This window comes from Pseudomonas sp. NPDC089741, from assembly GCF_044748825.1.
Classification (GTDB): domain Bacteria; phylum Pseudomonadota; class Gammaproteobacteria; order Pseudomonadales; family Pseudomonadaceae; genus Aquipseudomonas; species Aquipseudomonas helmanticensis.
Window position 1 is genome coordinate 198,624 of sequence record NZ_JBIVGT010000004.1, and the last position, 26,399, is coordinate 225,022.

Below are 26,399 nucleotides of genomic sequence, written 5' to 3' on the forward strand. Positions count from 1 at the left end.
TTTTTTAACTTACCGCTGGATTACTCAGCCAGTTTGAAGGTAATGAAGCTGGCGCGACCTTGACGCAGAACACGCATCGACACTGAACGGTTCTTCGGCAGCGCCTTGGCGATCTCACCGAACTCCTTGGTAGAGCCGATGGCCTGATTGTTCAGGTGCGTGATCACATCACCTGGCTGCAGACCGATCAGGGCAGCAGGGCCGTCCTGCACCTCCTTGATCACCACACCACCTTTGAGGTCGTAGGTTTTCTTCTGCTCGGCGGTCAGTTCGCCAACCGAAACACCGAGGCGATTGCTGGTGCTTTCAGCGCCGGTCTTCGGTAGTGCATCCAGCTCCTTGTCTTCATCCGGGATGGCGCCAACCGTCAGTTCGACGTTTTTGCGCTTACCTTCACGAATCACTTCCAGATTGGCTTTGGCGCCAGCCTTCAGTGCACCGACCAGATGTGGCAGGTCGGCAGACATGACGATCGGCTGACCGTTCATGCTGAGAATCACGTCGCCGACTTGCAGCCCACCCTTGGCAGCCGGGCCGTCATCCTGAATCTGCGCAACCAGTGCACCGGCCGGTTTTTCCAGTCCAAATGACTCGGCGAGGTCCTTGTTCACTTCCTGGATGACGACGCCCAACCAGCCACGGCTGACTTTGCCACCGCTCTTCAGTTGATTGGAAACATCCATCGCCACGTCGATCGGAATGGCGAACGACACGCCCATGAAACCACCGGAGCGGGTGTAAATCTGCGAGTTGATGCCGACTACTTCACCGTTCAGGTTGAACAGCGGGCCACCGGAGTTACCCGGGTTGATCGGCACGTCGGTCTGGATGAACGGCACATAGTTTTCGTTCGGCAGGCTGCGACCGACGGCGCTGACGATGCCTTGGGTCACCGTGTGGTCAAAGCCGAATGGCGAACCGATCGCTACGACCCATTGGCCGGCTTTCAGATCCTGGGATTTGCCGAGCTTGAGCACCGGAAGATCCTTGCCTTCGATTTTCAGCAAGGCCACGTCGGAACGTGGATCAGTGCCGACCAGCTTGGCTTTCATTTCACTGCGATCAGCGAGGCGAACGAGGATTTCGTCAGCATCGGCGATCACATGGTTGTTGGTGAGGATGTAACCGTCCGGGGAAATGATGAAGCCCGACCCCAGCGACTGTGCTTCACGCTGACGATCACCGCGCGGCGAACGCTGCTGCGGCATGCCGCGCTCGAAGAACTCGCGCAGCATGGGCGGCAAGCCTTCCAGATCAGGCATCTGCTGGTTCACTTTGCGATCCGGCAGCTTCTGCGTGGTACTGATGTTCACTACCGCAGGCGAGGCTTGTTCGACCAGCTGGGTGAAATCAGGCAGATCGGCTGCTTGCGCAGCAGGGACTGCCTGGCCCAGCACCAGCACGGTGGCGAAAATGGAGAGATAAGACTTCAAGCTAGGTATCGACATACAGCTCCCGTTACGACGAGCAGGGTTAAGCGATATGGAGCAAGGAACACCGGAAACCACCGACCGGCATTTTTGTTCCGGCAACAACAAACAAGGCCAGAGCCGTGAAGCTCTGACCTATAAAAAATTTTCGGGGTATTTGCAAATGAAAATGCTCAGCAAACATTTCATCTACGTCTCGAATAAGAGGTGGAAATGACTGAAATCAGCTCACTGCTTGCTGGTTGAAGTGCCGTCATTGTTACGCATGGACAGGGCAATTCTTTCGGCGGTGCCGATCGGAATCTCACCCACCACCGTAACCATCATTTCACCTTGCGGCGTGGTCAGGCGACGCGAAACGGCAACCGTCGGACCCAGTTGAGTCCGCGTATCGGTGACAGTTGCACCGTTCAGCGGCTCAAGGAAGACCGAGAATCGCGCCAGGCCATCGTCATACATGAGGCTGTTGACCTGCGTCTTGGTTTCCGGATCTTTGTGCGAGGTGCTGCTGGTCAATTCGAAACCCGGCGGCAGCCAGTCCGAATGCCAGACCTGCGCAGTCTTCACGGCTGAAGCCTTGTCGCTATCGAGCGTAACGGGCTTGCAGTCGGTGTCAGCCAGAAGATCCTTGTCCGACGGGACGTCATCGGTGTCCAGACTGGTGAACTGGAAACGTTCGAGCAACTGCCCTTTGTCATTCAACAGCAATGACTTCAGGGGCAGACCGGTCTGTTTGTCCAGATGCAGTTCGAAACCGTATCGATGCTGGTCGCGAGGGGTCAGCGATACGATCACCGCATCGCGTCCGGCCACGCGCGACTTGCCAATGACGGCAAGGTCATACCAATTTTTCAGCTTTTGCGGATCGAGAGGACGAGCGGCAGAGTTGGGAGAATCCCCCAGTCCGGCTATCAGGGTGCCGCTGACGCATTGAGTATGCCCATCAATGCGCACGACTTCCTGTGCCGAACCGTCGAGCTGGAGTAAACGCTCGCGGACCTGGCCATTCTGGACGCGATGCCAGATGTTGTGGGTAGAAAAACTACCGTTACGCTCGTAAACGAAGGTGCCGTGAAAGCTTTGCTGCTGCTCGGCCTGGCCCAGGCGGGTCAACCAGTCCTGAGCCTCATCGGCGTGGGCTGGAACAATGAACCAGCCACTCAGCAGAAGCGAAAGTAGAGGTATGGCGCGCATGATCCTCCTTAACGGTTTTCCAGGCTTGCAGCACGTGCGTAAGGCAGCGCGCTTTCAGTACCTTTCAGTGCAGCCTGTTGAGCGTGCTGACGCAAGTAGCCTGGCAGACGCTGATCGTGCCAGCCTGGTTGACCTTGCAGTACGCCGTTGGCCATAGGGCCAGTAGCTTCCGAACTCTCACTATAGCCTGCCAGAACAGCCGGACCTTTGACCTGTGGAGTGGCCAGGGTTGGCTGATTGGATTGCTGTGCCAGTTCGACACCAGCGATCTCGTCCTGGTTGTACAGGCGAACACCGGCCAGAACGGCAACAGTCACCGAGGCTGCAACAGCCAGGCGGCCGAGGCTACGCCATGGACTGCGCGATACTTTCGCCGGTGCTGTTTCGTCTTCCAGCGCAGCAGACACTGCCGCAGCGATATCCAGACGTGGCAGCAGCAAATCCTTGTGCATGGCTGCCCGAGCGATCTGGTAACGAGCCCAGGTCTCACGGGTTTCTACGTCATCAAGTGCATTGATCACTCGACGCAATTCCAGTTCGTCCGCTTCGTTATCCATCACTGCGGACAGCGATTCCTGCAGGGCTTCACGACTCATGGCGTTCCTCTCTTGGCTGTCGCCGCTGTCTCAGTTTTCCTGCAACAACGGCTGCAGGGCTTTATCGATGGCCTCCCGGGCGCGGAAAATCCGGGAGCGCACGGTACCCACCGGACACTGCATGACGCTCGCAATGTCCTCGTAACTCAGACCATCGAATTCACGTAAAGTTAACGCCGTACGCAAATCCTCTGGCAGTTGCTGAATGGTTCGATGGACGGTGCCTTCGATCTCATCCCGCAGCAGTGCACGTTCTGGTGATTCGAGATCCTTGAGGCCGTGATCGCCGTCGTAGAACTCTGCATCCTCGGAACTTACATCGCTATCCGGCGGCCGACGGCCGCGTGAAACCAGGTAATTCTTTGCCGTGTTAATGGCAATACGGTACAGCCACGTATAAAACGCACTGTCGCCGCGAAAGTTTCCAAGTGCTCGATACGCCTTGATAAAGGCTTCCTGAGCCACGTCCTGGGCTTCATGGGTGTCGTGCACAAAACGCACGATCAACCCGAGAATTTTGTGCTGATATTTCAGCACCAGCAGATCGAACGCTCGCTTGTCGCCACGCTGAACGCGTTCGACCAGCTGCTGATCCTCTTCCTGGGTTAGCATGAACACTCCTCGATAAGCCCGAAGGAGACTTGCATAACTAAACGACCAGACTTGCAAACATAGACTCGGGCTTTTCGCAAAAGTTCTCCCCCTCCAGGCAAGTTTCCTGCGCGCTCTGATTTGGCACGCACGAAAAACGCAGCGCGGGATAAACCGGCTGCGCGAATAATCTTGTCATCGGTTTCGCCGGCAGGAATCCAATCGCGGATTCCGCACTGAAGCCGACACGTCCCTTATTTCTGGCACCGACTATTGATCTTGGGCCTTTGGCAAAAGTTCCAAATATTTATAGCCGCACCCCACTGACATTGGGCGACCCGGTGCAGAAAAACGGTGTTTCAGCGGCGATACAGTGGTCTTTTCCCGATACAGGCGAAAAAAACATCCGACGAAGCACACGGTTTTTTCCGTCACAGTAGTTTCACAATGCCATATGTGGCCGGCTATTGTGCCGCCCCACCCCTCTATATACTAGTGGGCTGTGTGGCTGTCTTGACTCGCCGAACCAGCTGTCTTGCGCCACCCCCGACCCGGGTCGCTTTGAGCGGAATCCTGTAATGAGCCAACAATTCCAACATGATGTTCTGGTCATTGGCAGCGGTGCTGCCGGTTTGAGTCTCGCGCTGACCCTGCCGGGTCATTTGCGCATTGCCGTGTTGAGCAAAGGCGATCTCGCCAACGGTTCCACTTTCTGGGCACAAGGTGGCGTCGCTGCCGTTCTCGACGACACCGATACTGTCGAATCCCACGTCGATGACACCCTCAATGCCGGCGGCGGACTGTGCCATGAAGACGCCGTGCGCTTCACCGTCGAGCACAGCCGCGAAGCCATTCAGTGGCTGATCGATCAAGGCGTACCGTTCACCCGCGACGAACAATCCGGCACTGAAGACGGCGGATTCGAGTTTCACCTGACCCGGGAAGGCGGTCACAGCCATCGACGCATCATCCACGCGGCCGATGCCACTGGGGCGGCGATCTTCAAAACCTTGCTGGCCCAAGCCAAAGAACGCTCGAACATCGAGTTGCTTGAGCAGCGCGTCGCCGTCGATCTGATTACCGAACGCCGCCTGGGCATGGAAGGCGACCGCTGCCTCGGCGCCTACGTGCTGAACCGCAAGACCGGCGAAGTCGACACCTACGGCGCGCGCTTCGTGATTCTGGCGTCGGGTGGCGCCGCCAAGGTCTACCTCTATACCAGCAACCCCGATGGCGCCTGCGGTGATGGCATTGCCATGGCCTGGCGCTCGGGTTGCCGGGTAGCGAACCTGGAATTCAACCAGTTCCACCCGACCTGCCTGTATCACCCGCAGGCCAAGAGCTTCCTGATCACTGAAGCACTGCGCGGCGAAGGCGCGCACTTGAAGCTGCCAAACGGTGAACGCTTCATGTATCGCTTCGACAAACGCGCCGAACTGGCGCCGCGCGATATCGTTGCCCGGGCCATCGACCATGAAATGAAGCGCCTGGGTGTCGACTGCGTCTATCTCGACATCAGCCACAAACCCGAAGACTTCATCAAGACGCACTTCCCCACTGTTTATGAGCGCTGCCTCGGTTTCGGCATCGACATCACCAAACAGCCGATCCCGGTCGTCCCCGCCGCGCATTACACCTGTGGCGGTGTGATGGTCGACCAAAACGGCCGCACCGACGTGCCTGGACTGTATGCAATCGGCGAGACCAGCTTCACCGGTCTGCATGGCGCCAACCGCATGGCCAGCAACTCGCTGCTGGAGTGCTTCGTTTACGCCCGTTCGGCGGCGGCGGACATTCTCGCGCAGTTGGACGATGTCGATGCGCCAAGCGCCCTGCCCGTCTGGGACGCCAGCCAGGTCACCGACTCCGATGAAGACGTGATCATCGCGCACAACTGGGATGAGCTGCGCCGGTTCATGTGGGACTACGTCGGCATCGTGCGCACCAACAAGCGTCTGCAACGGGCGCAGCACCGCGTGCGCCTGCTACTCGATGAGATCGATGAGTTCTACAGCAACTATAAAGTCAGCCGTGACCTGATCGAGCTGCGCAACCTCGCCCAGGTCGCCGAACTGATGATCAGCTCAGCCATGGAACGCAAGGAAAGTCGCGGCCTGCATTACACCCTCGACTATCCGGACATGCTGCCCGAAGCGCTCGACACTATTCTGGTGCCGCCCACCTACGCCGGCTGAACTTGAGCCGTACTCGCAGGCGTCGATGCACATCGGCGACCTGCGAGTCTCGCGGCACGCAGATCGATCTGACCCGCCATTCCCCGCGCAGACGAAAGCGCAGCACCACAATCAGCGGCAGCGCCAGGCTGTCCGGGCGCATTTGCACCGCTTGCCAGCCCTTCGCCTGATTCCACAATTGCCAGCCATCGGCATCCCGACGCAATCCACAAAATGCCTGCGGATGCGTCAGCAGAATCTGCCGTGGCAACACCCAAAAGCCATGCAGCACACAGCCGAACGCCGCGAGCAGACTGGCCCAGAGTGGAATCGATAGGAGAAACACCACACCCAGAGCGAACGCCTGGGCCGACAGATACGCCGCCAGCAACTGCCGAGAGGCATGCCAGCGGCATTCGAACGAATTACTTGGGCTGGACACGATCCAGGATCATCCGGACCATGCGCTGCAGTTCCGGGTCTTCAGACTCGCTGCGCTCCATGAACCAACCGAACATGTCCTGATCCTCGCATGTCAGCAAACGGACATACAGATCGCGATCCACCTGGTTCAGAGTCGCGTAGACCTCCTTCACGAATGGCACCAGCAACACGTCAAGCTCAAGCATGCCGCGACGGCTGTGCCAAAACAGGCGGTTCAGTTCAACTTGTTCGACCATGGGGCCCTCCTCAAATTTGCCGGCAAGTATACAGCCCCGAGACGGGTCGCACAGTCGGCTTTGGTCGGGCACCATCGATCCTTTATCAACTACCCATTTCAACAACGCGCCCTTATGATGTGCCCCAGTCTATTTACCCTGCGATGACCCATGGCCGATTCTGCTTTTTTCTGCACCCTGTCTCATGAAGGCGTTCTCGCGGTTCGCGGCGCGGATGCCGGAAAATTCCTGCAAGGCCAGTTGACCTGCAATCTCAATTACCTGAGCGACACTCGCGCCAGCCTCGGTGCCCGTTGCACCCAGAAAGGCCGGATGCAGTCGAGTTTCCGCATTCTGCTGGAAGGTGACGGCGTGGTCCTGGCGATGGCCAGCGAGTTGCTCGAGCCGCAACTGGCGGATCTGAAAAAGTACGCAGTGTTCTCCAAATCGAAACTCACCGATGAAAGCGCCGCCTGGGTGCGCTTTGGCTTGGCACATGGCGATAACGCCCTGACCGGCCTGGGTCTCGAGCTGCCGGCAGAAACCGACGGTGTCGTGCGTAACGACAACCTGATCGCCATTCGTGTTTCGCCAGACCGCGCAGAACTCTGGGTGCCTGCCGATCAGGCTCAGGCGATCAAAGCCAAACTGGCGGCAACATTGCCGGAAGGCGAGCTGAACCAATGGCTGCTGGGCCAGATCCGCGCCGGTATCGGTCAGGTCATGCCGAGCACTCGCGAGCTGTTCATCCCGCAAATGCTCAACCTGCAAGCCGTGGGCGGCGTGAGTTTCAAGAAAGGCTGCTACACCGGCCAGGAAATCGTCGCGCGCATGCAATACCTCGGCAAACTCAAGCGCCGCCTGTATCGCCTGAGCCTGGACGCTGCCGACTTGCCGGAGCCTGGCACACAGTTGTTCGCGCCAAGCCACAACAGTTCGATCGGCGAAGTGGTGCTGGCCGCCAATGCCGGACAAAACATTGAACTCCTGGCGGTGCTGCAAGCCGAAGCTGCCGAAGCCGGTGATTTACATCTGGGCACCCTCGAAGGCCCGGCGCTGCACTTGCTCGACCTGCCGTACGAACTGGATCGCGACCGCGAAATCCAGCGCTGATCGCAGCATTTGTCGCAACACCCTAGAGAGTTTAAATGAGCGAACTGGCGGAAAAGGTCCAACAGGATTTGGTTGAGGCCATCGATAACGATGACCTGGTTCTGCCAACGTTGCCGGAAGTGGCCCTGCAAATTCGCAAGGCCGCCGAAGACCCGGAAATCAGCGTCAGCGACCTGAGCAAAGTGATCGGCCGGGACACGGCGTTATCGGCGCGCCTGATCAAAGTGGTCAACAGCCCGTTGCTGCGCGCCGCACAGGAAGTCACCGACCTGCACACCGCCATCACCCGGCTGGGCATCAACTACAGCAGCAACCTGGCGATTGGCCTGGTGATGGAGCAGATTTTCCACGCCAGCTCCGAAGTGGTCGAACACAAGATGCGCGAAGTCTGGCGCATGAGCCTGGAAATCGCCGGGGTCAGTTATGCCCTGTGCCGCCGCTACACCCAACTCAAACCGGATCAGGCAGCGCTCGGAGGGCTGGTACACCAGATCGGCGTTCTGCCGATCCTGACCTACGCCGAAGATCACTACGAATTGCTTTCCGACCCGGTCAGTCTCAACCATGTGATCGACCACATTCATCCGTTGCTGGGCGACAAGCTGCTGCGGGTCTGGGAATTTCCGGAGCGCCTGGTGGAATTGCCGGGGCGCTATCAGGACTTCAAGCGCGACTCGACGGCCATTGATTACGTCGATCTGGTGCAAGTGGCGAGCCTGTATTGCCACAAGGGCACCGACCATCCATTTGCGCGGATTGATCCGTTGAGTGTTCCGGCGTTCAGGAAGCTTGGGATCGATCCAGAGAACAAGGCGTTGTGTGCGGACCTGGAAGAGTCGCGGACGATGTTTTACTAAAACCGGTGGCGAGGGAGCTTGCTCCCGCTGGGCTGCGAAGCGGCCCCAAAACCCGGCGATTTTTTTTATCAGATACACCGCGATTTGAGGAATTACGACTGCTGCGCAGCCGAGCGGGAGCAAGCTCCCTCGCCACAAAAGCCAATTTGCCCATCACCCGGCGATAAAACTGACCCGCACCTTCAACCCCGCCTGCTCGCCATCATGCAGACTGATCTGCGCCAGATGCGCCCGGCAGATCTCACCGACAATCGCCAAGCCCAGGCCAGAACCCGCCACCTGCTGATTACGCCGATAGAAGCGTTCGAACACCCGATCACGCTCCTCCAACGGAATCCCCGGCCCATCGTCTTCCACCTCCAGCACCGCCGGCGCAGTCACCCGCAAAATCACGTTGCCGCCCGGTGGCGTGTGCGCCAATGCGTTGTCCACAAGATTACTCAGCAACTCATTCAGTAACGTCGGCTCACCGCGTAACCAGACAGGTTCGTCCGCCTCCAGCGCCAGCGCTACCCCGCGCTTGTGCGCCAGCGGCGCCATGGCCATGCCCAGTTCGCGCGCCAACTGGCTCAGATCGAGCAACTGCGCCCCGCCCTCGGCAATCGCCCGCGCACCGTTTTCGACGCGTGCCAGCGACAGCAACTGATTGGCCAGATGAGTCAGGCGATCAGTGCTTTGCGCAGACGACTCCAAAGTACTGCGCCAGGTCTCAGGCTCCGTTGAGCGCAGGCCCAACTCAAGCCGCGCCTTCAACGCCGCCAATGGTGTACGTAACTCATGCGCCGCATCGGCAATGAACTGCGCCTGCCGTTCAAACTGCCCGCGCAGACGCTCGGTGAAATGATTGAGCGCACGCACCAGTGGCCATAGCTCATGCTGCACCTCGACCAACGGCAGCGGACGCAAATCGTCGGGCTGACGCTCTTCAACCGCCGTGCGCAAACGCTCCAACGGACGCAACGCAGCGCTGACCGCGAACCACACCAACAGCAACGCGCCGATTGCCAGCATGCCCAGACGCAGCAACGTATCGGCCGCGAGACTGCGCGCCATGCTCACTCGCGCTTCGTCGGTTTCAGCGACGCGAATTTCCGCCATGCCGTTCATGTTCGGTTCGGTGACCGCTTTCAACAGACTGACCACGCGCACGTTCTGGCCGTTGTAGGACGCGTTGTAGAACCGCGCAAGCGCCGGATAGCTGTCGGTGCGCTTGGTGCCGGGCGGCGGTCCGGGGAGGTTTTCGTAGCCGGAAATCAGCTTCTGATGAATATCGTTGACCTGATAATAAATCCGCCCGGCGCTGTCGTAGGCGAAGGTATCGAGCGCCACGTAAGGCACGTCGGCGCTGAGGCTGCCGTCACGCTGCGACAGCCCGGCAGCGATGGTTCGCGCCGAGGCCAGCAGGGTGCGGTCATACGCGGTGTCGGCCGCTTCACGTCCATTCCAATAGGCGCTCAAACCACTGGCGAGCATCAACACCACCAGCAATAACGCGAGGTTCCACAGCAACCGCCAACGCAGGCTGCTGGGCTTATGCATCGCGGCTTTCCAGCAGATAACCGAGACCACGGAAAGTCACGATTGCCACCGGTTGGCCGTCGAGTTTCTTGCGCAGGCGATGCACGTAGATTTCGATGGCATCGGGGCTGGCTTCCTCGTCGAGGCCGAACACTTGCGAAGCCAATTGCTCCTTGCTCATTACCCTGCCCGGTCGGGCGATCAGCGCTTCCAGCACGGCTTGCTCGCGGGAGGTCAGGGTCAGCAACTCTTCGCCTAGGGTGAAACGCCGGGTGTCGAGGTCATACGCCAGCACGCCGCAACGCTGCTGGCGTTCGCCGCCGAGCACACTGCGGCGCAGCAGGGCTTTGACCCGCGCCTCCAGCTCAGTCAGTTCAAATGGTTTGGCGAGGTAATCGTCAGCGCCCAGATTGAGGCCATGCACGCGGTCCTTCACATCACTGCGCGCGGTCAGCATCAGCACCGGCAGATTTTTTCCGCGTGCGCGCAAACGCGCGAGTACTTCGAAACCGTCCATGCGCGGCAGGCCGACATCGAGGATCGCCACCGCGTACTCCTCGCTGCTCAAGGCCAGATCGGCGGCCACGCCATCGTGCAACACATCCACGGTCAGACCGGTGCTCTTGAGCGCCTGCGCGACACTTTCGGCCAGTTGCAGATGGTCTTCGACGAGCAGAACACGCATGGATTTTTACCTCGTTCAGGGATGGCCGACGCCACGCTTTGCCGCGGAGTTTACAGCCGCAACTGGCGCTGTGAAGCCCGAAAACGCTGAAAGTCAGCTGAAAGGTTAGCGAAAGGTTAGCCGGTTAGAGTCGGCCCACGGACAGTCCCGGCTGCCGTCGCTGCTGCCACACAGCGCTACGAAAAACGCCACGAAGCGTTTTCGACCAATAAGAACAATAAACGGAGTACACCCGCATGCCGTCCATGCAGCCGCAGGCGTCCACGCCTGTTCGCCCTTCCCGTCTCAGCCACACCGCCCTCGCCAGCGCCGCCGCTCTTGCCGGTTTTTCGCCGTTGAGTTTTGCCGACTTCATCGAAGACAGCAGCGCCACTTTCGAAACCCGCAACATGTATTTCAACCGCGACTTTCGCGATGGCACCAGCGCTCAACAGTCCAAGCGTGACGAATGGGCCCAAGGCTTCATGCTCAATCTGCAATCGGGTTACACCGACGGCACCGTGGGGTTCGGTGTCGATGCGCTGGGCATGCTGGGGGTGAAACTCGATTCAAGCCCGGACCGCACCGGCACCGGTCTGTTGCCGACCCATGACGACGGGCGTGCAGCAGACGAATACTCCAAGCTGGGTCTGACCGGCAAAGTGAAAATCTCCGCCACGGAACTGAAAATCGGCAGCCTGATTCCCGAACTGCCGATCCTCAAACCCAACGACGGACGCATCCTGCCGCAGACGTTTGAAGGCGGTTTGCTGACCTCCAAAGAGATCAAGAACCTGACGTTCACCGGTGGTCGACTGGAGAAAGCCAAGGATCGCGACAGCACCGACTTCGAAGACATCGCCCTCAACAACAAGAACAGCCGTTTCGCCGGTACCGCTGCCGGCAAACACTTCGATTTTGGCGGCGTCGACTACAAGTTCACCGACAAGATCACCGGCAGTTATCACTTCGCGCAACTGGACGATGTCTACAACCAGCACTTCTTTGGCCTCGTTGCCTCGCGGCCGATGGGGCCGGGCACGTTCGCCACCGACCTGCGTTTCGCCGTCAGTGATGACCAAGGCGCGGCCCGTGGCGGCGAGATCGACAACCGCTCGCTCAACGGTCTGGTCAGCTACGCACTCAGCGGCCACAAATTCAGCGCCGGTTATCAGCACATGTCCGGCGACAGCGCCTTCCCCTACGTCGATGGCAGCGACCCGTACCTGGTCAACTTCGTGCAGATCAACGACTTCGCCGGCGCTGAAGAACGCTCCTGGCAGGCGCGCTACGACTTTGACTTCGCCAGGTTTGGCATCCCCGGCCTGAGCTTCATGAGCCGCTACTTGAGCGGTGACAACATCAAGCTCAAGAACGGTGAAGAAGGCAAAGAGTGGGAGCGCAACACCGAGATCAAATATGTAGTACAAAGCGGCGCCTTGAAGGATGTCGCGGTGCGTTTGAGGAATGCTACTTACCGTTCCAATTACTCGGCTCGCGATGCGGATGAAGTGCGTTTGCTGGTGAGCTATAGCGTTGCCCTTTGGTAATTGATTGAAATGCCTTGGTGTTGTGGTCGGGAGATCAAAAGATCAAAAGATCGCAGCCCTCGGCAGCTCCTACACAAAAGCCCTTACAACAAAAAAACTGTGGAGAGACCAATGAATTTTTCACTGCGTAAAGTTGCTTTGGCGGCCGGCATGATGCTGGTTGCTGGCCAGTTGCTGGCTGAACCAAAACGTCCGGAATGCATTGCGCCGGCATCGCCGGGCGGTGGTTTTGACCTGACCTGCAAACTGGTGCAGAGCGCACTGGTCAATCAGAAACTGCTGAGCAAACCGATGCGCGTCACCTACATGCCCGGCGGTGTCGGCGCAGTGGCTTACAACGCGGTGGTTGCTCAGCGTCCGGCCGATGCCGGCACGCTGGTCGCGTGGTCGAGCGGTTCGCTGCTGAACCTGGCGCAAGGCAAGTTCGGTCGTTTCGATGAGACCAACGTGCGCTGGCTGGCAGCGGTTGGCACTAGCTACGGCGCCATCGCGGTGAAAAGCGATTCGCCCTACAAGACCCTCGACGATCTCGTTCAGGCGTTGAAGAAAGATCCAGGCTCGGTGGTCATCGGTTCCGGTGGCACGGTCGGCAGCCAGGACTGGATGCAAACCGCACTGATCGCCAAGGCCGCCGGGATCAACCCGCGTGACCTGCGCTATGTGGCGCTCGAAGGTGGCGGCGAAATCGCCACCGCCCTGCTCGGCGGCCACATCCAGGTCGGCAGCACCGACATCTCCGACTCCATGCCGCACATCCAGAGCGGCGACATGCGCCTGCTCGCGGTGTTCGCCGACAAGCGTCTCGACGAGCCGGAAATGAAAGACATCCCCACCGCTCGCGAGCAGGGCTACGACATCGTCTGGCCAGTGGTGCGCGGTTTCTATCTGGGGCCAAAAGTCAGCGATGAAGATTACGCCTGGTGGAAAGACGCGTTTGACAAACTGCTGGCCTCCGACGAGTTCGCCAAGCTGCGCGATCAGCGTGAACTGTTCCCGTTCGCCATGACCGGCCCGGAACTCGACACCTACGTGAAGAAGCAGGTCGCGGACTACAAAGTGCTGGCCAAAGAGTTCGGCCTGATCCAGTAACCGTCCCTGCATCCCACGGCCATGTCCCTTGACGGGGGCATGGCCCAGGAGTTTGTCATGTCCACACTTTTACAACGCATTTTCGCCTCGATGCTGTTGCTGGTCTGCGTCGGCCTGGCACTGATGGCGTGGCCGTACCAAGCGGCTTTTTCATACGAACCCGTCGGCCCGCGCGCTTTCCCTCTATTGATGCTTGCGCTGATGGGCGCGGCGCTGCTGTACATGGTGTTCCGTCCGGCAGCGATCAAACACAGTGATGACGAGCCGCCGCTGGATCGCGAAACCCTGACCAAGATCGGCATCTGCGTGGTGCTGCTGCTGGTGTTCGCCGGCACCTTCGAACCCCTCGGCTTCATCGTCGCCAGCATCCTCACCGGCGTACCGATGGCTCGCCTCTACGGTGGCCGCTGGTTGCCGAGCGCGGTGATCATCAGCCTGATGGCCATCGGTCTTTACCTGTTGTTCGACCGTGTGATGGACGTTCCGCTACCTCTCGGCCTGCTCAGCGTTCTGGAGAACTGATATGGATACTCTTGGCTATTTGGGTCAGGGTTTCGGCGTCGCGCTGAGCCCGTACAACCTGGTGACCGCGCTGTGCGGCACGCTGATCGGCACCGTGGTCGGCCTGCTGCCGGGCCTGGGGCCGATCAACGGCGTGGCGTTGCTGATCCCGATCGCATTTGCACTCGGCTTGCCACCGGAGTCGGCATTGATCCTGCTGGCAGCGGTGTATCTGGGCTGCGAATACGGTGGCCGGATCAGCTCGATCCTGCTGAACATTCCGGGCGAAGCCTCCACCGTGATGACCACCCTCGACGGCTACCCGATGGCCCGCAAAGGCCTGGCCGGTGTGGCGCTGTCGCTGTCGGCGTGGAGCTCGTTCATCGGTGCGTTTATCGCCACTTGCGGCATGGTGCTGTTCGCCCCGCTGCTGGCGAAATGGGCGATTGCCTTCGGCCCGGCGGAATACTTCGTATTGATGGTGTTTGCGATTGTCTGTCTCGGTGGCATGGCCGGTGACCGGCCGTTGAAAACCTTTATCGCGGCGTTGATCGGCCTGTTCCTCTCGACCGTCGGCATCGACGCCAACAGCGGCGTTTATCGCTTCACCGGCGACAACATTCACCTGACCGACGGCATTCAGTTCGTCGTATTGGTGCTGGGCCTGTTCTCCATCAGCGAAATTCTTCTGCTGCTGGAAAAAACCCACCACGGCCAGGAAGCGGTGAAAGCCACCGGTCGCATGATGTTCAACTTCAAGGAAGCGGCATCGGTATTCACCGTGAACCTGCGTTGCGGCGTCCTCGGTTTCATCATGGGCGTATTGCCGGGTGCCGGCGCGACCCTTGCCAGCGCCGTGGCCTATATGACCGAGAAACGCATTGCCGGTACCACCGGCAAGTTCGGTGAAGGTGATGCCCGTGGCCTCGCCGCCCCGGAAACCGCCATCGGCGGCGCAGCGTGCGGCGCTCTGGTGCCGATGCTGACCCTCGGTGTACCCGGTTCGGGCACCACGGCGGTGATGATCGGCGCGCTGTCGCTGTACAACATTACTCCCGGCCCGCTGCTGTTCCAGCAACAACCAGACATCGTCTGGGGCCTGATCGCGTCGTTGTTCATCGCCAACGTCATGCTGGTGATCCTCAACATCCCGATGATCCGCGTATTCACCCGCATCCTCGCCGTGCCGAACTGGGCACTGGTGCCGGTCATCGCGATCATTACCGGGATCGGCGTTTACGCGGTGCATGCCACCACGTTCGACCTGTTCCTGATGATCGGCATCGGCATCTTCGGTTACATCCTGCGCAAGCTGGATTTCCCGTTGTCGCCGCTGCTGCTGGGCTTCATCCTCGGTGGTCTGATGGAGCAGAACCTGCGTCGTGCCCTGTCGATCTCCAACGGTGCATTGGAGATTCTCTGGTCGAGTCCGATCACCTTCGGTTGCTGGGTACTCACAGCGATCATGCTGCTGATGCCGATCATCCGCATCTGGCGTAAACGTTCGGCCGCGCAACGCGCCATCGCCGATGTTTGATCGGTCTTCCCTCAAGTCCTGGTGGGGAACCCCGCTGGTCGGTCTGCTCGGCGGTTACCTCGCCAGCCAGATCGGCTGGCCACTGCCGTGGATGGTCGGCTCGTTGTTGGCGATCATCCTCGTACGCTGCCTGACCCCCTGGCAACTCACGGAAATCCCTGGCGGCCGCAAGTGCGGCCAGTGGATTGTCGGCATCGGCATCGGCCTGCACTTCACTCCAGTGGTGATGGAGCAGGTGCTCAGCCATTTCGGTTTGATCTTCTTCGGTGCGCTGGTCACCAGCCTGTCGGCGGTAGTCGGCGTGTGGCTGATGCGGCGCACCGGCGAGGATCGCGCCACGGCGTTTTTTTCGAGCATGCCCGGTGGATCCGGAGAGATGGTCAACCTCGGCGCACGCAACGGCGCGATGCTCAGCCACGTCGCGGCGGGACAGAGTCTGCGGGTGTTGGTGGTGGTGTTGTGTGTGCCGGCGGCGTTCAAGTATTTGCTTGGCGACGGCAACCCGATTGCCCACGCTGGCAGCGTCGATTGGCGCTGGCTGGCGATTTTGTTTCCGGCGGGTGGTTTGCTCGCGTGGCTCTGGCAACGTTTGCGCCAACCGAACCCGTGGCTGTTCGGGCCTCTGCTGGTGAGTGCCACGGTGAGTATCGCCTGGGATCTGCACATCGGTTTGCCGGATGGCGGCAGTCAGATTGGCCAGTGGTTGATTGGCAGCGGTTTGGGCTGTCACTTCAACCGGCAATTCTTCCGGCGTGCGCCTTCATTCATGGGGCGCACGTTGATCGGCACGGCGTTGACCATGTTGATCGCGACGCTGGCGGCGTTGGGGTTGAGTGCGCTGACGCATCTGGATCTGCGTTCGCTGACGCTGGGCATGATGCCCGGCGGAATTGCCGAAATGAGTCTGACGGCGGAGACGCTGCAACTGTCGGTGCCGCTGGTGACGGCGATGCAGGTGATGCGGTTGCTGTTTGTGCTGTTTCTGGCGGAGCCGTTGTTCAAGTACTGGAATCGTAATCCCGAGTAAGACCGTGTCGACTTCATCGCTGGCAAGCCAGCGATGGGGCCCTTCAAATCGGCGGCAGACGCCACTCGATCGGCGTCTCGCCATTCTGCTCAAGAAACTTGTTGGTCCGGCCAAAGTGCCCGCAACCGAGGAACCCGCGATAAGCCGACAACGGCGACGGATGCACCGACGTCAGCACCAGATGCTTGGTCGCATCGATCAGCTTCTGCTTGCTTTGCGCATGCGCGCCCCAGAGCATGAACACCAGATGCGGCTGGCGTTCGCTGACCAGTTCAATGATCCGATCAGTGAAAAACTGCCAGCCCTTGTCCTTGTGCGCATTGGCGTTGGCGCGCTCGACGGTCATGGTGGTGTTGATCATCAACACGCCCTGATCGGCCCAGCTCTGCAGGTAGCCGTGATTGGGGATATCGATGTTCAGGTCGCGCTTCAATTCTTTATAGATGTTGACCAGCGATGGCGGCGCCGGCACGCCTGGTTGCACCGAGAAGCACAAACCATGCGCCTGGCCCGGGCCGTGATACGGGTCCTGGCCGAGAATCACCACCTTCACTTTATCCAGTGGCGTCGAGTTCAAGGCATTGAAAATCATCGGCCCCGGCGGATAGATTTCCTTGCCGGCCGCCCGCTCCTGCTGCAGAAACTGGCGCAACTCTGCCATGTAAGGCTGGTCGAACTCAGCACGCAGTGCCTCCTTCCAGCTCGGTTCGAGTTTGATACGGTCGTCAGCAGTCATGGTCATACCCGGCAAAAACAATGGGGCGAACCCTAGGAAAGCCGACCACGCTTGTCAATTGCTCTGACACCGATCCGGCACTTTCCCCCACAACGATCATACTGATCGTTCAAATTCCCGATCGAGGTCACGATGAATCTGCACTTCGAAGAACTCACCGGCACCGATGGCGCCCGCATCGGCATCGCCAGCCTGGATGCTGAAAAATCGCTGAACGCGCTGTCCCTGCCGATGATCAACGCCCTCAGCGACAAACTGAACGCCTGGGCCAAGGATCCACAAATCGTCTGCGTATTGCTGCGCGGCAATGGCGCCAAAGCCTTTTGCGCCGGCGGCGAAGTGCGCAGCCTGGTCGAAGCCTGTCGTGCCCACCCCGGCGAAGTGCCGCCGCTGGCCGCACAGTTTTTCAGCGCGGAATATCGCCTCGATTACAGCCTGCACACCTATCCGAAACCGTTGATCTGCTGGGGCCATGGTTACGTGCTCGGTGGCGGTATGGGCCTGTTGCAAGGCGCGAGCACGCGGATTGTCACGCCGAGCAGCCGCTTGGCGATGCCGGAAATCACCATTGGTCTGTATCCGGACGTCGGCGCCAGTTGGTTTCTCGCACGTCTGCCGGGCAAGCTCGGCTTGTTTCTGGGTCTGACCGGCGCGCACATGAACGCGCGCGATGCGATCGATCTCGATCTGGCCGATCGTTTTCTGCTGGATGAACAGCAACCGCAACTGATCGAAGGCTTGCTGCAATTGAACTGGCAGGAACAGACCGACATGCAACTCAACAGTCTGCTCAAGGCCCTGCAACAGGAAGCCGTGGCGCAGATGCCCGAAGCGCAGTGGCTGCCGCGCCGTCAGCAGATCGACGAACTGCTTGATGTCAGCGACGTTGCCTGCGCCTGGAAAGCCATCAGCCTGCAACGCGACAGCAGCGATCCATTGATCGCACGGGCGGCGAAAACCATGAGCGAAGGCTCACCGCTGACCGCGCATCTGGTCTGGGAGCAGATTATCCGGGCGCGGCACATGTCGCTGGCCGAAGTCTTTCAGATGGAGTACACCCTGAGCCTCAACTGCTGCCGGCACCCGGAGTTCAGCGAAGGGGTTCGTGCGCGGCTGATCGACAAGGATCAGAAACCGCATTGGCATTGGCCGGACATCAACCATGTGCCGGATGCGGTGGTCGAGGCGCACTTTCACAAAGTCTGGGAGGGGCGGCATCCGTTGGCGGATTTGACGCAGTATTGAATCCCGTCAATGCCTGCGATGGCCGATTTTCGAACGCTATCGCGGGCAGGCCTCTCGATTGTGGCTAGACGTTCAAGTCGTAAAATTTCACTATTTCCGCCAGTGCCTGCAACGCCTCTTCGTCATTTCTTGTCAAGATATCCTCGACGTCACGAAGCGGAGGAAGAGGATGTAGCAGGCCAGAAAGCTCGTTCGCGGAATAGTCGCGGACAGACTTCCCGGCTTCGTTGACTCTTATAAAACTGATAGCAGCATCACCACCTGAGAAATGATTGGAAACCCGGATCTTCGGCGACATGCCGTAATCCACAACGACGACAAGGTCGTCGTTTTCACGGTGAAATTTAAGGTTATCAATAGACAATCCAGAGGTGGAGAAGTCGACTCCATCAGTACCGCCCCCGGCATTCATCACGACATCTCGTCCGAGTCCGTCATATCTGTAAAGGTCGTTACCAGCGCCACCGGACAGCGTGTCGTTTCCTGCACCCCCCATCAGAATGTCATCGCCAACATTGCCTGTTAACAGATCATCACCTCGTAAGCCTCGAATCTCTCCTGACCCGCTTAGCGTGTCATTGCCATGACCTCCAACCAGCGGGAGAGCTTGTCCTTCACGAATGGATTTGAAGTGCGTTGAGCTATTAACGATTACACCTTGATGGTAAGTATCTGGCACCGCACTTAACTGGCTCGACTCTAAAAGTTGCTTCAAACTGACGCTCGTTCCATCAGCAAACTTTATAATCTCAATACCCGAACCGGCCAGATCACCAGCATGAGGCAACACAATCCGAACCTGTTGTGATCCTCCCCATCTGATATCGAGCGTCGAATACAGCATCTTTGCCCGAAGTGGACGGCGATAGGCATCGCGATGCGGATCAGGTGCCAACTCAACATTGACTGCTTCAATCAGAGCCGCCCCCCAACTTAACTGCAGTTGATCACGCATAGCCTCATCAGGAAGGATGACAGTGTCTTGGTCGAGCACTCCGTATTCGTCACTCCATCCGGTAACGCCCACTTCAGGCCGGAGAAAAACAGGGTTCAATACGTCCGCAATAACGGTCGTTGCGCCAGCATGCGATTGCACGATGTACGTATCGGCACCGTCCTCACCGTAAAGCCAATCTTCCCCTGCACCAGCGATCAGGTAATCCGCGCCTTCAGAGCCAAGCAACGTATCGTTACCTGCCCCGGCAGATAGCAGGGCGCCCAGTGTTCTGCCCCCCACTGCGCCATAATCGAGCGGCGAACCGGCGTAGGCGACGATTACATCATCCCCTGCACCTCCCAGGAAAAGGTTTCCGACTTCGACATTTACTCGCCCGCCAGCATCGCTGCCCTGCACGATTTTATGTTTGATGGTTTCAGTCGTGACGTTCCAGCGAAACTCTTTACGAACAGTCTCGCCAACGCCAAAGCTTCCCGCCGGATAGATGAACCATCCCTCAATAGCGCCTGAGTCTTTTCTGTCCTCGACTATTACGTCTCCAGTCTTGAACGAAAACCCACTGCCCGTTCCAGAACGATAGTAGTAAGGTTTCTGAACCGATGATGAAATTGCTCCCTCGGCCTTAACATTTTTGTATTCGACTTGGGAGGTGGATTCAGACTGCCGTTCACTGATCACAGCATCGTCAGCGGCAGACCCCATCCATTGCGGTGTAGCAGACAATGCTCCATTTTCGACGCTTTCGATGAGCAGATCAGTATGGGTGGTAAAGCCCGTATCATTAGTGACTATCTGATTACGAACCCAGATACCCTTTTCATTCAAAATAAAACCCTTTGCGCGCCTGCTCGTCGAACGTTTTTCTTTTAATTCCGCAAGAAACTGACTTGTACAATCGGCGCCATTACCTGAGGCGGAACCGGCGTTTTCATCCAGAACATTACCGTCTGAAGGAGCCTGAAAGTCACCCGTACTGCTGACTTCAGTTATGTCTTTATGTTCTTCGATCATTACCAGATTCGTCACCGGCGGATCGACCACTTCTATCGGACGCTGTATTTTCTTCATGACGTCTTGATAGCTGAGAGTCACGCCATCGCTAAAGCTGAAAGTCGAACCCTGCCAGTTTTCGTGGCGTCGGAGCAGAACCGCATCACCCTTTCCGTTGGACAGCCGCAACACCCGTCCTGCATTGATCTCAATGATGTCCACTTGCAAGTTTTCTGCAGAGAATCCTGCTCCAAACCTGATGACATTCTTGCCACCGGGATCGTTAATAACATCAAGTCCATCACTGATGCCAAAGCAGTAAATATCATCGCCGTCCTCGCTTTCGAGCAAGTCGTTACCGGTCCCCCCCTCGAAAACGTTATTACCTGAATCGCCGCGAAGATAGTCCATTCCCTCCCCGCCAATTAATGTGTCGTTTCCACCGCCACCTTGCAGCGTGTCATTGCCTGAACCTCCATCCATATAATCCGGACCATGATCCGCTTCGGCTTTTTGTTCGTAATCCCCCACCAAAACGTCATTATCCGCGCCTCCATAAAGTGTGTCGGCGCCCAAACCGCCCAAAAGCGTATCGTTTCCTGCATCACCTTGAAGGTAATCATTGTTGACTCCACCTGATTGCAATTCAGCGGCGTCACCATCCAGCGCATCTGCCCCCGACCCACCGATGAGTGTGTCCGAGCCGCCCGCCCCTCTGAGGGTGTCATCCCCCTCACCGCCATCAAGAAAGTCATCACCGTGATAACGAACGGGATGGTTGGGGTAATCACCGGTCAGGTCATCGTTACCGGTGCCCCCCAACAGCGAATCATCAGCGCCGCCGCCACAGAGAGTGTCGTCTCCCGCGCCACCGTCCAGCAAATCACGTCCGAAAAAAATGGCGGCGTTGCCGGCAACTCCGTCCAATCCAACATCGTCACCCTTCAGGTCATCGTTGCCGGGACCGCCATACAACACATCGTTACCACCATTGCCGGCAAGCCGATCATCGCCCATGCCGCCATCCAGTAAATCGTCGCCATGGTGCTTGCTCTGGAGTCCAACACTGCTGTCGAGATCGTCGCCAGACAATGTGTCGTTGCCGTGCCCGCCCAATAGCGTGTCATTCCCTCCCTCACCCCACAAAAGATCATCTTCAGCTCCACCGTCCAGTAGATCTTCGCCCCAGCCACCATTGAGTACGTCCCGGCCACCTTGACCATAAAGAACATCGTTATCGCCCTCCGATGAAGCATTCGGAGAGGCTTTGGAAAAGACGGTAGTGTGATAACTGATGCTGCCGACAAGTCTTTCAACCTGCTTGAAACTCCAATTCTGTTCGACCATCCCGGTCGAGTTATCACCGTATAAAACATCGTCTCCTGCTCCGCCGACCAACGTGTCCCGATTGTTTCCACCGAGCAATACGTCTCGGGAAGCCGTGCCGATCAACAGATCGTCTCCCTCCCCTCCGTCCAGCCAATCGCCACGACTTGCCTTGCCTTTGGCTGAACCATCGGCCAAGGCTTTCTCGAGCGTTGTTTGTTTATCTCCGAACAGGCGATCGTCGCCAGCTTTGCCAAATAGCCGATCAGAACCGCCAAGACCGAGAATGACGTCGTCTTTTGCAGAACCGTAGAGCACGTCGGCTTTGTTCCTTTGTTTTACTTTGGGCAATACCAAGACGTTGCCCAACTCATCGTAAGAGACTTGTTCACCGGGCGTAGCAGGATCGGTGTCTTTGGCTTTCCAGTCGCCTTGCAAGATGAGATCAGGGGAGGAGACTGTTTGCCCTTGATAGTCAGGCAGACGAATACCGAACATTCCCGGCTGGAAGTTCTTGATGACGATCAGATCGCCAGGTCCGTATTTGATGTTCAACGTACTTTCATTGAGTTCTTCGATGAGCGTTACAGCAATCGCTCGATCGTCAGTGAACCAAGTGTTGCTCAGCAGCGTACTGCGCTTTAGCGCCGGGATTGGCAGGCCATTTATCACTATCTGTCCAGCGATTCCGGCTTCGAAAATCTCATCGATTCCATCACCGGTAGAGAACTCGTAGCGATCGTTGCCTTCGCCACCGATAAGGAAGTCGTTGCCCCTCCCACCGACCAATACGTCATCGTCGGCCATTCCATAAAGAGCATCATTACCCTCGCCTCCGGTTAACGAATCACGACCGCGCCCCCCTTCAACGAAGTCATTGCCGGTCAATCCATTGATCGAATCATTACCCGCGCCGCCATACAGGTGATCGGCGTTTGCACCACCTGCGAAAGATCGCCCCCCATCATCACCAAACATGACCAGCGGGTTTGATACCCCCGTCGACATCGGCGCCTGTTTCCCTGAGGCGAGATCCGAGTAGGAAAATTTCCGCAAGGTATTTTCGCCGTACGAGCCATTGGTTCTGGAAATCAATCGGGCCAACATTTGCGCACGATCGGCAATCCATTGCTCTGTAATGACGCCTTCGCCAGTTTGTGGATCGTAAAGCTCCAGTCCCCGTCCCGAGTAACCGTCCGCTCGTTCAATCACTACTTCACTGAGCTGTTTAAGCGAATTGCGCAAAGCTTCGCCGACCGGTGTTGCCTCGGCAGCCAACGTCGCCCACGCAGTAGCACTGCCGTATTCCCCGATTGTCCTGGTAACGATGCTTTGAGACTGAGTCGGTAGAAGGGCCGAAAAAAATGCATAGGCGTTAGTAGCAAAGGTTTCATTGGTGGTGGGCATCGCGGCAGAATTACCGTCGTAGGTACGCCTGAACATGTCGAAAAAGTCATTCAGGCCATATCGCAGAATCAGGTTAACGATGGGAGAAACAGGGGTGTCTTTCACAACATATTGGATGAGCGGGTTGATATTTCCGCTGGCCAGGCCGATGTTGATTTGCTCTGGCAACACTGAAAACAAAGTGCCAACCATATTGACACCGAAGTTCTTTATTACCGACCTCAAACCGGCACTGTAGGAATCCATCGCAAACAGGATATTTTTATAATCATCCAACCTATTAACTTTGGCCAGTTCATGACTGCCTTTGATATCTGAACCTGGATCACCTGCGGATATCAGCCTCCAGGTTTCATAGGGAGGTTTTCCGCCTAACAGGCTAAAGCCGATTGTTCCGGACCAGCCGGCATTTTGACTTGAAGCAGAATCTTCTATCCCAATCTCCTTGCTAAACAACACCTCTCCAATCGCACTAGCATCAATCGCGGCGACTTGATCGATGGAAGGAACGGTCCATGGAGGCAGATCAAATTTAACCGAGCCGTTCATCAGGGAGTTCATAAAGTTGACAGCGACCTGATTGGACGACTCTTGCATCTGAATTTCGCTGAACACTTTATTTAACCTGAGCTCACCTTGCCGCAATGTGTAAGCACGGATCAATGCAGAGTAAGCGCCCCGTCCGCCATTAGCATCAATCGCGACGTCCAGCCAAAGCTTTGCGCTTCTGATTATATCTACCACTTCTTCCTCAAACTCAGCACCCCCCCTGAATTTACTTCCAATGATATCGGATAGTGCTTGGTATAAACGCGTGCAGTTCCCCCCCTCCATCTTCTCAGCTTCGTACCTCATATGTTCTGCCCGGAAATTCATTCCGCCGCATGCATTTGCGGCTTTGAAAATTTCCGTTTTTTCTAGATCATTAAAAATATAACTCATCATTACTTCCCTGTAATAATTGAAGCAGAAAGATACTCACTGACAAACCTAAGCGCTTCAGGAGCGCCGCGTAACGAACTGGTACCCAAACTTACACGACCATCCCCTCCGACAAAGTCGAAGCTATGAAGCTCGACTGAACAACGGGTATTCAGCCTTCGAAAATCTAAATTTTCCAATTCCGGCCTGCTAAACGTCAGCAATTCTGTTTGACTCAACCCACTCGCAACAACTTCATCACTAGCAGAATTTAGACCATCACAATATATAAGACGTGGCGTTCCATCACGACGACGCCAATCAGGTATTACAAAAACCTTAATGCTTCCGACATTCTTAAAATGAGGCGGAGGCGCATTGAGCCAAAGCTCCAATCCCGGATAGTTTTTAAGTTTTATAATCAAGTCATCCGGCCATTCTTTATGCCGATAACCCATCGTGTGCGGCTCATTGTGCTCCGTTCTGGTGTAAAGCCTGGCCGCAACTTTAAAGAACCCCCATTCAGGTGACGGCTCTTTCCCAACCTGCTCATGGGCCGTGAGCAGTTTGGTTCCCGTCCACCAGAACGCCCCCTCAAGAATGTCCGCAATACAGGAGCCATCGCCTTTCAGCCTGGAACCAAAATGAAAGCCGGGGATTCGAGTCCTGTCCAGATAGCTGCCCCCCAGAATGGGCACCTGCTCCATGCCGGCGAGCTTTTTACTGCACTCGCCTTCTTCCTTGTGGCGGATCGCCCGGGCTTGCGCCGCTTCCTCCCACTTGAGATGAAAATCTACTATCCAATAACAAACGGCAAAAAAAATACTGTATTTCACAGCTTTTTTAATCCCCCTGACTGCATCCCTTCGAGACACCTTAAACATTTCAACGCCCCCTGTTGAAACAGCAGAAACAGCTCACTTATTACTGTGGATCATCATTAGCTCATCAAATATATCGAAATATCCTTTCAGCCCATCCATCACACTAAACTTACTCGCAGCCAACTTTGCCGAGTCGCCGATTTCTTGCATATCCCTTTCAGACTTTAAAACCCCGCCCACTTTCCGGGCGATCGCCTTGCAGTCAAAAAAATCCACTAACAACCCATTCACCCCATCAACAATAACCTCCTGCACGGGTGCCGTATCAGATGCAACCACGACACAGCCAGAAGCCATAGACTCTAAGAGCGACCACGACAAAACAAAGGGATAAGTCAAATAAACGTGAGCTTTCGAAACCTTCAGGACAGCTCTGTACTTTTGGTAAGGCAGTTTCCCGGTAAAATGCACACTGGAAAGATCAAACGTCACCTCCGCCATCATCTTAGTTCGCCAATCTGGATACCCGATTGGCATTCGTCCATAACTGACGCCATCTCCACCGACAATGACTATTTGAGCGTCCGGGCACTCGGCCTGAATATGAGGAATGGCTCTCATGAAAATATGGAATCCGCGATAGGGCTCCAGATTTCTGGCCACGTACGTAACGATTGGCTGACCTGCTTTCAAAACATGCCCACTGGGCAGCGTTACCGAATCAACCGTGGGTGACGAGCAATTCTGAACAACACCTTCATGTATCACTCGAATTTTCGATTGGTAGGCTGCCGGAAAAAGGCTGCGCTGCCACCGTGTTGGAGCAATTGCAAGATCACACTGTTCAAGATTCAAAAGATGCATCGAGTTCAAAACCCGTAGCCTTGCGGAGGTTCCTTCCACGCATGGAAACTCTGGATCAAACCCAGCGTCCGCGCCTTGCGCCTGATAATAAAACTCACAAAAGTGAATCAGCGGCACATCGGGATATACGTCTTTGATGAATAGTGTTTCGCCCCATCCAGGATGAGCGAGAATGACATCGGGTCGATAACCCTCCAGCTTTATTTTTTGTAAAATATGGAAAACTCGCTGCCCATCAATTACCGCTTCCTCATACTTGCGCAAAAAAAACATGAACATCGCTTTGCCTGGTTTTTGATGATCGATATCGAAACAGCTTTACGCCTTCGATTCCGGGAGCCGTATCTCGCCCAATAGCGATCACCTCGCAACATCGACGAACTGCCTCTAAAGCCACATGACGAAATTGCCCCGGAAAATTTTGATGAACCACAAGAAGTTTCATACCTGAGCAAAGTCCGTTTTATATATCTCCATTGAACTGAGGTTTTTCAACATCAATTGACATATACAAACGCTAACAAATGCTTGGAAATAAAACTGTAGGAGACTTCCTAGAAGTCCCTAGGAGATGGCGTAACACAGGTATTTTTTAGCAGGCACAAAAAAGCGGCGCTCAATGCGCCGC

General features: G+C 56.9%; 21 protein-coding genes. 9 read left to right on the forward strand and 12 right to left on the reverse strand.

The genetic code is table 11. From position 1 onward, the window contains the following. Positions 1-20: 20 nt before the first annotated feature. The 4 genes from ACIPZE_RS06460 to rpoE form a co-directional block, all read right to left on the reverse strand. On the reverse strand, positions 21-1,448 hold the full coding sequence (locus ACIPZE_RS06460) for a DegQ family serine endoprotease (RefSeq protein ID WP_283437350.1): 1,428 nt from the start codon (positions 1,446-1,448) through the stop codon (positions 21-23). A gap of 210 nt (positions 1,449-1,658) precedes the next feature. Further along, positions 1,659-2,624 carry a MucB/RseB C-terminal domain-containing protein gene (locus tag ACIPZE_RS06465; protein WP_400772008.1) on the reverse strand — a complete coding sequence of 322 codons (966 nt, stop codon included), beginning with the start codon at positions 2,622-2,624 and terminating at the stop codon, positions 1,659-1,661. An 8-nt stretch (positions 2,625-2,632) separates the two neighbouring features. Continuing rightward, complete coding sequence (locus ACIPZE_RS06470; RefSeq protein ID WP_283437352.1) at positions 2,633-3,220, reverse strand: sigma-E factor negative regulatory protein; 588 nt, start codon at positions 3,218-3,220, stop codon at positions 2,633-2,635. A 30-nt stretch (positions 3,221-3,250) separates the two neighbouring features. Next, positions 3,251-3,832 (reverse strand): RNA polymerase sigma factor RpoE, encoded by a 582-nt coding sequence (gene rpoE, locus ACIPZE_RS06475; RefSeq protein WP_003172477.1) that lies wholly within the window; start codon positions 3,830-3,832, stop codon positions 3,251-3,253. A gap of 557 nt (positions 3,833-4,389) precedes the next feature. On the opposite strand from rpoE, the gene nadB reads away from it, so the two are divergent. Continuing rightward, positions 4,390-6,006 carry an L-aspartate oxidase gene (gene nadB / locus ACIPZE_RS06480; protein ID WP_283437353.1) on the forward strand — a complete coding sequence of 539 codons (1,617 nt, stop codon included), beginning with the start codon at positions 4,390-4,392 and terminating at the stop codon, positions 6,004-6,006. On the opposite strand, the gene ACIPZE_RS06485 is transcribed toward nadB, so the two are convergent. Further along, positions 5,975-6,427 (reverse strand): protein YgfX, encoded by a 453-nt coding sequence (locus ACIPZE_RS06485; protein ID WP_283437354.1) that lies wholly within the window; start codon positions 6,425-6,427, stop codon positions 5,975-5,977. The two genes, nadB and ACIPZE_RS06485, sit on opposite strands and share 32 nt — an antisense overlap. Continuing rightward, positions 6,411-6,665 (reverse strand): succinate dehydrogenase assembly factor 2, encoded by a 255-nt coding sequence (locus ACIPZE_RS06490; protein WP_053118052.1) that lies wholly within the window; start codon positions 6,663-6,665, stop codon positions 6,411-6,413. Before ACIPZE_RS06490 ends, ACIPZE_RS06485 begins: the two co-directional genes overlap by 17 nt. A 150-nt stretch (positions 6,666-6,815) precedes the next feature. Here ACIPZE_RS06490 and ACIPZE_RS06495 point away from each other — a divergent pair, with 150 nt between their 5' ends. Next, on the forward strand, positions 6,816-7,757 hold the full coding sequence (locus tag ACIPZE_RS06495; protein WP_283437355.1) for a folate-binding protein YgfZ: 942 nt from the start codon (positions 6,816-6,818) through the stop codon (positions 7,755-7,757). A 35-nt stretch (positions 7,758-7,792) separates the two neighbouring features. Further along, positions 7,793-8,614: an HDOD domain-containing protein gene (locus tag ACIPZE_RS06500; protein WP_283437356.1), complete on the forward strand. Its 822-nt coding sequence runs from the start codon at positions 7,793-7,795 to the stop codon at positions 8,612-8,614. Between the two features lie 153 nt (positions 8,615-8,767). Here the strand turns inward: ACIPZE_RS06500 and ACIPZE_RS06505 are convergent, their stop codons facing one another. Further along, positions 8,768-10,153: a sensor histidine kinase gene (locus ACIPZE_RS06505; protein ID WP_283437357.1), complete on the reverse strand. Its 1,386-nt coding sequence runs from the start codon at positions 10,151-10,153 to the stop codon at positions 8,768-8,770. Continuing rightward, the gene (locus tag ACIPZE_RS06510; RefSeq protein ID WP_038358340.1) at positions 10,146-10,817 is read right to left on the reverse strand and encodes a response regulator; all 672 of its coding nucleotides are present in this window, start codon (positions 10,815-10,817) and stop codon (positions 10,146-10,148) included. The genes ACIPZE_RS06505 and ACIPZE_RS06510 overlap by 8 nt, the downstream gene beginning before the upstream one ends. A gap of 236 nt (positions 10,818-11,053) precedes the next feature. Here ACIPZE_RS06510 and ACIPZE_RS06515 point away from each other — a divergent pair, with 236 nt between their 5' ends. From ACIPZE_RS06515 to ACIPZE_RS06535, 5 genes are all read left to right on the forward strand, one after another. After that, positions 11,054-12,346: an OprD family porin gene (locus ACIPZE_RS06515; protein ID WP_400772011.1), complete on the forward strand. Its 1,293-nt coding sequence runs from the start codon at positions 11,054-11,056 to the stop codon at positions 12,344-12,346. 111 nt (positions 12,347-12,457) lie between these two features. Next, positions 12,458-13,435 carry a tripartite tricarboxylate transporter substrate binding protein gene (locus tag ACIPZE_RS06520; RefSeq protein ID WP_129390396.1) on the forward strand — a complete coding sequence of 326 codons (978 nt, stop codon included), beginning with the start codon at positions 12,458-12,460 and terminating at the stop codon, positions 13,433-13,435. 57 nt (positions 13,436-13,492) lie between these two features. Beyond that, positions 13,493-13,957 carry a tripartite tricarboxylate transporter TctB family protein gene (locus ACIPZE_RS06525; protein WP_283437359.1) on the forward strand — a complete coding sequence of 155 codons (465 nt, stop codon included), beginning with the start codon at positions 13,493-13,495 and terminating at the stop codon, positions 13,955-13,957. Position 13,958: 1 nt separating this feature from the next. Beyond that, positions 13,959-15,473, forward strand: a complete 1,515-nt coding sequence (locus ACIPZE_RS06530) for a tripartite tricarboxylate transporter permease (RefSeq protein WP_129390390.1) — start codon at positions 13,959-13,961, stop codon at positions 15,471-15,473. Beyond that, positions 15,466-16,500, forward strand: a complete 1,035-nt coding sequence (locus ACIPZE_RS06535) for an AbrB family transcriptional regulator (RefSeq protein ID WP_400772012.1) — start codon at positions 15,466-15,468, stop codon at positions 16,498-16,500. Before ACIPZE_RS06530 ends, ACIPZE_RS06535 begins: the two co-directional genes overlap by 8 nt. A 43-nt stretch (positions 16,501-16,543) precedes the next feature. Here ACIPZE_RS06535 and ung read toward each other — a convergent pair whose 3' ends face one another. Beyond that, positions 16,544-17,236 carry a uracil-DNA glycosylase gene (gene ung, locus ACIPZE_RS06540; RefSeq protein ID WP_064119805.1) on the reverse strand — a complete coding sequence of 231 codons (693 nt, stop codon included), beginning with the start codon at positions 17,234-17,236 and terminating at the stop codon, positions 16,544-16,546. A 132-nt stretch (positions 17,237-17,368) separates the two neighbouring features. Between ung and ACIPZE_RS06545 the strand changes: the two genes are divergently transcribed. Then, positions 17,369-18,481 (forward strand): enoyl-CoA hydratase/isomerase family protein, encoded by a 1,113-nt coding sequence (locus ACIPZE_RS06545; RefSeq protein WP_129390384.1) that lies wholly within the window; start codon positions 17,369-17,371, stop codon positions 18,479-18,481. A 64-nt stretch (positions 18,482-18,545) separates the two neighbouring features. On the opposite strand, the gene ACIPZE_RS06550 is transcribed toward ACIPZE_RS06545, so the two are convergent. The 3 genes from ACIPZE_RS06550 to ACIPZE_RS06560 are packed head-to-tail and all read right to left on the reverse strand — an operon-like array spanning position 18,546 to position 26,050. Beyond that, a complete protein-coding gene (locus ACIPZE_RS06550) occupies positions 18,546-24,104 on the reverse strand; it encodes a calcium-binding protein (protein ID WP_400772014.1) in 5,559 nt (1,852 codons plus the stop codon). A 2-nt stretch (positions 24,105-24,106) separates the two neighbouring features. Continuing rightward, positions 24,107-24,967 carry a hypothetical protein gene (locus tag ACIPZE_RS06555; RefSeq protein ID WP_400772016.1) on the reverse strand — a complete coding sequence of 287 codons (861 nt, stop codon included), beginning with the start codon at positions 24,965-24,967 and terminating at the stop codon, positions 24,107-24,109. Between the two features lie 33 nt (positions 24,968-25,000). Next, positions 25,001-26,050, reverse strand: a complete 1,050-nt coding sequence (locus tag ACIPZE_RS06560) for a glycosyltransferase (protein WP_400772017.1) — start codon at positions 26,048-26,050, stop codon at positions 25,001-25,003. Positions 26,051-26,399: the final 349 nt, after the last annotated feature.